Below are 8,838 nucleotides of genomic sequence, written 5' to 3'. Positions count from 1 at the left end.
TGCGTCAGCAGAGGAAATTAACAACCCTCTGATTAAAAAACTTTATGAAAAAGGGATTTTAACAAAGGAAGAAGCTATTAAACTCCAAAAGGAAGAAAGCAAAGAAACCCCTGTTTTTTCTAAAGCTAGCAAAATCAAATTCAGCGGAACAGATTATATCGGATATACATTCACAGACAGAAAACATGGTAAAGATGATGGAACATTTGAGATAAGAAGAGGATATTTCATTACTAAGTTCTACTTTAACAAAAAAGATTACGCCAGATTTACACTTGATGTGACAAAGCATAATCATCATGACAATCCTGATGAAGGAGATGAAATAGACGTAAAAGTAAAACATCTTTATTTTTATAAAGATATTTCCTCTATAGTTCCCCATACAGGATTTGAAATAGGTATGGTTCATACACCATGGCTTGATTATGAGGAACATTCAGGCTGGTTATTCAGGTCTATATCAAAAACTTTTTATGAGTCTGGAGATGGTGCACATCTTCTTCCTTCTGCCGATGCAGGTATAGATTTCAAAACAAAAACTGAATATGTATCTGCAGAATATGGTGTGTTCAACGGAGAAGGATATGACCATATAGGCAGAAGTGACAAAGGAGACAAAGAAGAAAGGCCATCTATTGAAGGCAGACTTACATGGCATATTCTTGGAGGTGGGATAAAACATCTCCATGCAGAAAAAGATACTTATGCAAATATATCTCTCCACGCTGTCGACAGCTTTAACCACAGAGGTTCTGATGATAACCTGACCATCTATCAAATACACGCTGTATATAATCAACCTCTATTTCTTGTTGCAGCACAATACATAACAGCTGACTGGTATGACACAGCTGCAGAAAAAGGAGATGGATACTCTGTAAACTTTGAAATAAGACCTATCTTAGACCACAAAGTTTCATTATTCGGAAGATATGACCACTGGGATTCTGATAAAAACAATAATGCAGATAGAGATCAGTATATCTATGGTGTAGCATGGAGAATGAACAAATATATAAGATGGATTGTAAACGGTATTACTGCCGATTACGACAAAGCAGATGATAAAGACAAAACTAAATATATGTTTACAGCAGAGGTTTCATGGTAGAAATTAATTTAAAAACAGGGAGGTAAGAAAATGAAAAAATTATTAACATCTGTAATATTTGCAGGGGTATTAACTACTTCTGCTTCTTTTGCAGGAGAAATAATAAACGGAGCAGGAGCTACATTCCCATACCCAGTTTACTATGCATGGGCGTATAAATACTATCAGGAAACAGGAATTAGGCTAAACTACCAGTCAATCGGTTCCGGAGGTGGAATTAGACAGATAAAAAACAGAACTGTTGATTTTGGAGCTTCCGATGCCCCATTACCACCTGAAAAGCTTGATGAATACAAGCTCTTTCAATTTCCGGCAATAATTGGTGGTGTTGTTCCTGTTGTTAATATACCGGGAGTAAAAGCAGGAAAGCTTAAACTTGATGCTGATGCGGTATGCCATATCTACCTTGGAGATATAAAATACTGGGACAATCCACATATCAAAGAATTAAACCCGGGGGTAAATCTGCCTCACAAAGAAATAAAGGTTGTTCACAGGTCTGATGGTTCTGGAACAACGGCTATTTTTACCTCTTACCTTGCAGGTGCTTGTAAAGACTGGAAAGAAAAAGTTGGGGCAGGAAAGGCTGTTAAATGGCCTGTAGGTGTAGGAGGAAAAGGGAATGAAGGTGTAGCTAACTATGTCAAAAGATTAAAATATTCCATCGGATATGTAGAATTTGCTTATGCAAAACAAAATAGACTTGCTTATACACTTCTTAAAAATCCTGCTGGAAATTTTGTTGCACCATCTATAGAAACTTTCAAAGCTGCAGGGGCAACAGCAAACTTTGACCCTAAAAAACATTTCTACCTCTGGATGGTAAATGCACCAGGCAAGAATGCATGGCCAATCGCAGGTGCTTCATTTATCCTTGAGGCAAGGGAAAAAACAGCTGTAAATAAAAAAGTAAATGCCTTTTTCAAATGGGCATTTGAGAACGGAGATAAAATAGCTGAAAACCTTTATTATGTTCCTCTTCCAAAAGAACTCAAAGAAAAAATCTACAATTACTGGAAGCAAAACGGTATTTATCCAGAAAAATAAACTTTTTAGGGGCTCTTTAGCCCTTTTTTATATATCTCGTCTAGTCCAAGCCTGCTGCCGCCAAACATAATGCTTTTGCTTGAGGGCTTTAATGCTCTTTTTTTGTTATAATTAAAAAAACATCATGCAGGTAAGAAGAATAAGATGAAAAAACTAAGGAAACTTCCTTTATCTGATATTGCTTTTGGAATTATTTCTTTCCTTGCATCTTTTCTAATTTTAACTTTAGTTCTTTCTACATTTTTCGTTTTATATGATGAATCTTCCCTTGCTATTCATAAATTTGGTGTTTTACATTTCATAATTACAAATGATTGGGACCCTGTTAGGGAAGTCTTTGGAGCTGCAGCACCATTATTTGGAACTATAATTACCACTGTTTTATCCCTTGTATTAGCAATTCCAGTTGCACTGGGAATAGCTATATTCCTTGCAGAAGTATCCCCAAAATTCCTGAAGACACCAATAGGAATTGCAATAGAAATGCTCGCTGCAATTCCGAGTATTATATACGGTATGTGGGGACTTTTTACCCTTGCACCGATAATGGCAAATTATGTTGAACCATTTTTACAAAAAACCTTAGGGAAAATCCCTGTAATTGGAATATTATTCCAGGGGGAACCACAGGGAATAGATCTTTTTACAGCAAGTTTTATCTTATCCATAATGATAATTCCATTTATTGCCAGTGTGGCCAGAGATGCCCTTAATCTTACACCTAATATAATGAAAGAGTCTGCTTATGCCTTAGGTGCTACAAAATGGGAAGTAGTTAAAGATGTAATGATACCTTATGCAAAACTTGGTATATACGGTGGTATCGTTCTTGCCCTTGGTAGAACTCTTGGAGAAACAATGGCTGTTGCTTTTGTTCTTGGAAATAACCATCAGATTACAACTTCCTTATTTGATGCAGCTGCTACCATAACAGTAACACTGGCAAATGAGTTTACAGAGGCAGATTCGGATATATATCTATCTTCTCTGTTTTATCTGGCTTTAATACTGTTTGTTCTCAGCTTTATAATCCTTGCTATTGCCAAATACTTCCTTATGAAAGCTGAGAGAGGATATTCAAGATGAACCTTGTAAAAAGGCGGAAAATCAAAAGTTTTATAGCATTATCCCTATCTACATTTGCAGCTGCTTTTGGTCTTTTCTGGCTGGGATTTATACTTTTTGATGTTCTTAGACACGGAATAGGCGGCCTTAATCTTGAACTTTTCACAGAAGACCCTGCTCCTCCTGGAATTCCGGGGGGTGGATTAAGGAATGCATTTGTTGGTCAGCTTGAAATAGTGTTTTTCTCAATAATCATTGGAGTTCCTATCGGTGTCCTTGCAGGAACATTTATTGCTGAATATGCAAGAGGAACCAAATGGGCACAGCTTATAAGCTTTTTATCTGACATTATGGTGTCTGTTCCTTCTATTGTAGTAGGCACATTTATATATGCTATTCTTGTTAAACCTCAGGGACATATTAACTGGGGTGGAGAGGTTGCTGTTGGATTTTTGGCAGCTATTTTGGCAATCATCATATATGGAATTTTAAATTTAATAACCGGAAAACTATTTAATATAGATAATCCTAAAACAGGTAAATTTATCAAAAATATACAGGTTATAATCGCCGTAGTGGCAGGTATAGCATTTTTTATAATACTCAGTCAAAAACTTGTTGACAGGATTTACGGTTTCAATGGCTGGGCAGGGGCAGCCTCACTGGCATTTATAATGATACCTGTTGTTCTAAGAACGACAGAAGATATGCTTTCCCTTGTCCCATGGACTTTAAGGGAAGCTGCTTTTGCACTTGGAGCCTCATATTTCACAGTAATCAAAGATATTGTCTATAAATCTGCTGCAACAGGAATTTTGACAGGAATTATTCTTTCTATCTCCCGTGTTGCAGGTGAAACAGCACCACTTTTATTTACTTCATTTAATAACTCTTTCTTCACAATGAATATGAACGAACCAATGGCATCCTTAACAGTTACAATATTTGTTTATGCAATGGGGCCTTATGAAGACTGGCATACAAAGGCATGGGCTGCATCCTTTGTTATTACATTCTTTATCTTACTTGTTACCTTAATTTCAAGGGGAATTGTCCACTGGAAATATAAAGGATAGGAGGCATTTATGTCAGAAAAAGAAAAAATAAAGGTAAAAGATTTATACTTCTGGTATGCAGGACAGGGCTATCCGGATAAGAAAAAAGCAGCGTTAAAAGGCATAAATCTTCCTGTTTTCGAAAATAAAGTAACCGCATTAATAGGACCCTCTGGTTGTGGAAAAACAACTCTTCTTAGATGTTTTAACCGAATGCATGACCTTTATCACGGAAACAAATATGAAGGTGAAATTATTCTTGATGGTATAAATATACTTTCTGATGATATTGACCTTATAGACCTCCGTTCCAGAGTTGGAATGGTATTCCAAAAACCCACTCCATTTCCAATGAGTATTTTTGATAATGTTGCTTACGGTCTAAGATTAAGGGGAATTAGAGATAAAGCTGAGCTTGAAGAAAGGGTAGAAAAGGCTTTAAGACAGGCTGCTCTCTGGGACGAAGTAAAGGACAGACTTAAAGAACCTGCCACAGGAATGTCCGGAGGTCAGCAGCAAAGACTGGTTATAGCAAGAGCCCTTGCTGTTGAACCTGAAGTTTTACTATTTGACGAACCTACATCAGCCCTTGACCCAATATCAACCTCAAAAATAGAGGAACTGGTAGTCCAGCTAAAAGAAACAGTAACAATCCTTATTGTTACCCACAATATGCAACAGGCAGCCCGTGTATCTGATTACACTGCCTTTATGTATCTGGGTGAACTTATTGAATTTGATAAAACTGATATTATATTTACTGCACCTAAGAAAAAACTTACAGAAGATTATGTAAGTGGTAGATTTGGATAATAAAGGAGGAAGTAATGCTTTTAAAGCCAAGACTTGAGGAAATAAGAGACAGACTTATAAATATGGCCGAGATGGCCGACACAATGATTGAAAATGCTGTAAAAGCAATTATAGAGCACAATCCTGAATATCTAAAAGTTGTTGATGAGCTTGAGCCTAAATTAGACCAGATGGAAGTTGAGAACGAAACTCTGATAATCACAACAATTGCCAGATTTCAGCCGGAAGCAAAATATCTGAGAATGCTGGTTATGGATTTATTTGTAAACAGGGATTTAGAAAGGATAGGTGATCACGCAGAAAATATAAAAGAGCAAGCAGAAAGAATACTAACAAAACCAAAACTCAAAGAATATGTTGACCTTCCAATTATGACAGATATAGTTCTCAATATGGTTAGGGATGCTGTTAAATCTCTGGAAACACTTGACACAGAGCTGGCAAGACAGGTTATAGAAAGGGACGACAAAGTAGATGCCCTCCATGAACAAATCATAAGAGAAATTTACACATATATGGTAGAAGACCCTAAAAATATAAAAGTAGGAATTAGACTTATTACAGTTTCCTCAAATCTTGAAAGGGTTGCAGACATAGCAACAAACCTTGCAGAAGAAGTTATCTATATGAAAGAAGGGAAAATGCTTAGACATCAGGAACTTGAGGAGAATGGATAATTTATTAAAAAACACACTTGTTGAATTTCTGGATTTCTTACAAGAAGGGCTGATTGTTATAGACGAAAATAAGAATATCCAGTATATAAATAGATATGCACGCCAACTCCTTAAAATACATGAAACACAGATGCCTCTGCCTTCGGAAATAATCAAAAATAATTATTTATATTCGTTGATAAATGCTGATATACAGGGGGAACTAAAAGAAGAAATAACAATAGATGAAGATATATTCCTTGCCAGAGTTTTTAAAATAAATGGTCAGAAAGTAATTCATTTTCAAGATATAACACCTTTTGAACTTTATAAACAGGCAAAAAAGGATTTTGTATCAAACGTTTCCCATGAACTTAAAACACCAATCACAGTCCTTAAAGGAGTTATAGAGACCATAGAAAAGGAGGAAGACTTAGAACTAATAAGAAATTTTCTATCAAAAGCCAAAAAAAGAATAAACCAGATGGATAGTTTGATAAATGACCTTCTTATCTTAGCAAAAATAGAATCAAAAGAAGACAAAATCCAAAAAAGTCATATAAATCTATACAGCATGATACAACAGATTTTTGAAGACCTTCAGCATATAGCAAACGAAAAAGAAATTTCCCTAGAAAATCAGGTGGACAAAGATTTTTCTGTTTTTGTAGATGAAAAGAAATTTAACATTTTGCTGAAAAATCTTATAGAAAATGCAATTAAATATAACAAAACCGGTGGCTTTGTAAAAGTTTATGCAAATAGAAATGATAAATATGTATCAATTACAGTAGAAGACACAGGAATAGGAATACCAAAGGAAGCCGTTCCCCTTATTTTTGAAAGATTTTACAGGGTAGATAAATCAAGAAGCAGAAATGAGGGTGGAACAGGACTTGGATTATCTATTGTAAAACATATAACCGAAGCCCATAACGGCAAAGTTGAAGTCCATAGTGAACTTGGAAAAGGCTCAAAATTTACAGTAAAAATCCCAATAGGTGAGCAATGATAGTTATATTTACAGACCTTGATGGTTCATTGCTAAATCACGAAGATTATTCATATTCAGATGCAATAGAAAGTCTTGAAAAAATAAAAAAGCTCAAAATTCCTTTGATATTTACCACCAGCAAAACAAGAATAGAAGTTGAACTTCTTCAAAAGGAAATAGGGATAAAAGAGCCATTTATTGTTGAAAATGGGGCAGCAATATTTTTTCCTCTTGGCTACAGAAATTTCCGTATTGATGCTCCAGTAAAGGATAATTATCAGGTTATTATACTGGGGGAAACCTACCGGAAAATAAGGGAGTTCTTTAACAAGGTAAAAAATGAATTTGGCCTAAAAGGATTCGGTGATATGTCTGTTGAAGAAATAGCAGCTTTAACAGATCTTCCATTAGAAAAGGCAAAACTTGCGAAACAAAGGGAATTTACAGAACCATTTATAACAGAAAAACCCCAGCTTTTACCACAGCTTGAAAAACTTGCAGAAAAAAATGGTCTAAAAATCACAAAAGGTGGTCGTTTTTATCACCTAATAGGAAAAAATCAGGACAAAGGAAAGGCTGTTAAAATCACATCAGATATATTCAAAAAGAATATAGGGGATATCATAACCATAGGAATAGGAGATAGCAAAAACGATATTCCGATGCTTGAAAATGTTGACATCCCAGTTCTTATACCAAAAATTAATAATGAATACGAAAATGTGGAATTAGAAAACCTGATTAAGGCTCCATATCCCGGCAGCAAAGGATGGAATGCGGTTGTTAGGAGATTAATAGATGAACTTACGCCAGATGGTAGTTGATATATTCTTATATGCGGTGGAGAGTGTAAAACCTAAAAATCTTATTCCTGAAACTTTAAAAATCGTCGATAACAAACTTATAATCTCCGGTGATACATACCAGATTCCAGAAAGAATTTATATCTTTGGAAGTGGTAAAGCTTCCATTGAGATGGCGAAAGTTCTGGAAAATATCCTTGAAAACAAAATTGAAAATGGATTAGTAGTTTGTAATTATTATGAAACTCTTAGGAAAATAAAAGTCATAAAAGGTGGACATCCTGTTCCAAATGAAAATAGCATAAAAGGAGCAGAAGAAATAATAAACGGATTAAAAAGTCTTAAAAAAGAAGACTTTTTTGTGTATCTGCTTTCCGGTGGAAGTTCTGCATTAATAGAAAAGCCTATTCCACCTATAACCCTTGAAGACTTAAAAAAGCTAACCAATCTTCTCCTTTCTTACTCTGTTCCTATAGAAGAAATAAACATAATTAGAAAACATATATCTATGATAAAAGGAGGTAGACTTACCTCATACACAAAGGCAAAGGGAATAGTTTTGGTAATTTCAGATGTAATAGGAGATGACCTTTTCACAATAGGCTCAGCACCTATGTATTATGACACTTCAACCTTTGAGGATGCTTACAATGTTTTAAGAAAATACAACCTTTTAGATAAAATTCCTGAAACAGTCCGTCAGGTAATATTAAAAGGCTTAAAAGGAGAAATTCCTGATACCCCAAAATCAGAAAATCCAAATATAAAACATTACATAATAGGCAGCAATTTTATAGCGCTCCAAAAGGCAAAACAAAAAGCAGAAGAAAAAATGCCTGCTTACATACTTACCTCACAATTAAAAGGAGAAGCAAGGGAAGTAGCTAAGGCAGTTACAGCCATTGGAAAAGAAATTAAAAAATCTGGAAATCCATTTAAACCACCTGTATGTATCCTTATTGGAGGAGAAACAACAGTAACAGTTCGTGGCAATGGCAAAGGCGGAAGAAATCAGGAATTTTGTCTTTCTGCATTACAAGAGATAAAAGATACAGAGAAGATGGTTCTGCTTTCCGGAGGGACAGATGGAATAGATGGCAACTCAGATGCAGCAGGGGCAGTAATAGACAAAAGCAGTTATGAAAAAGCAAAAAAACTTGGTTTAAATATTGATGAATATCTGGAAAACAATGATTCATATAACTTTTTCAAACAAACAGGAGACCTAATCATTACAGGTCCTACAGGAACCAATGTTATGGATATTTCAATATTAATCATAGGAGGATAA

General features: G+C 35.2%; 9 protein-coding genes. All 9 read left to right on the top strand.

The features are described 5' to 3' along the window. A partial coding sequence (locus MVE07_RS05935; protein ID WP_297455319.1) for a hypothetical protein occupies positions 1-1,114 on the top strand: 1,114 nt, incomplete at its 5' end. A gap of 30 nt (positions 1,115-1,144) precedes the next feature. Further along, positions 1,145-2,161, top strand: a complete 1,017-nt coding sequence (gene pstS, locus MVE07_RS05930) for a phosphate ABC transporter substrate-binding protein PstS (RefSeq protein WP_297455317.1) — start codon at positions 1,145-1,147, stop codon at positions 2,159-2,161. 144 nt (positions 2,162-2,305) lie between these two features. Further along, complete coding sequence (gene pstC, locus MVE07_RS05925) at positions 2,306-3,247, top strand: phosphate ABC transporter permease subunit PstC (RefSeq protein ID WP_297455315.1); 942 nt, start codon at positions 2,306-2,308, stop codon at positions 3,245-3,247. Then, positions 3,244-4,302, top strand: coding sequence for an ABC transporter permease subunit (locus MVE07_RS05920; protein ID WP_297455313.1), 1,059 nt, complete (start codon positions 3,244-3,246; stop codon positions 4,300-4,302). The genes pstC and MVE07_RS05920 overlap by 4 nt, the downstream gene beginning before the upstream one ends. A gap of 9 nt (positions 4,303-4,311) precedes the next feature. Then, positions 4,312-5,094, top strand: a complete 783-nt coding sequence (pstB, locus tag MVE07_RS05915; protein WP_297455310.1) for a phosphate ABC transporter ATP-binding protein PstB — start codon at positions 4,312-4,314, stop codon at positions 5,092-5,094. A gap of 14 nt (positions 5,095-5,108) precedes the next feature. Continuing rightward, the gene (gene phoU / locus MVE07_RS05910; RefSeq protein WP_297455307.1) at positions 5,109-5,771 is read left to right on the top strand and encodes a phosphate signaling complex protein PhoU; all 663 of its coding nucleotides are present in this window, start codon (positions 5,109-5,111) and stop codon (positions 5,769-5,771) included. Further along, complete coding sequence (locus MVE07_RS05905; RefSeq protein WP_297455304.1) at positions 5,764-6,762, top strand: ATP-binding protein; 999 nt, start codon at positions 5,764-5,766, stop codon at positions 6,760-6,762. Before phoU ends, MVE07_RS05905 begins: the two co-directional genes overlap by 8 nt. Next, positions 6,759-7,568, top strand: coding sequence for a mannosyl-3-phosphoglycerate phosphatase (gene mpgP / locus MVE07_RS05900; RefSeq protein WP_297455302.1), 810 nt, complete (start codon positions 6,759-6,761; stop codon positions 7,566-7,568). Before MVE07_RS05905 ends, mpgP begins: the two co-directional genes overlap by 4 nt. After that, positions 7,543-8,838, top strand: coding sequence for a glycerate kinase (locus MVE07_RS05895; protein ID WP_297455300.1), 1,296 nt, complete (start codon positions 7,543-7,545; stop codon positions 8,836-8,838). The genes mpgP and MVE07_RS05895 overlap by 26 nt, the downstream gene beginning before the upstream one ends.

The organism is Persephonella sp. (genome assembly GCF_027023985.1).
Lineage (GTDB): Bacteria > Aquificota > Aquificia > Aquificales > Hydrogenothermaceae > Persephonella_A.
This window is presented reverse-complemented; position numbering and strand designations above follow the sequence as displayed.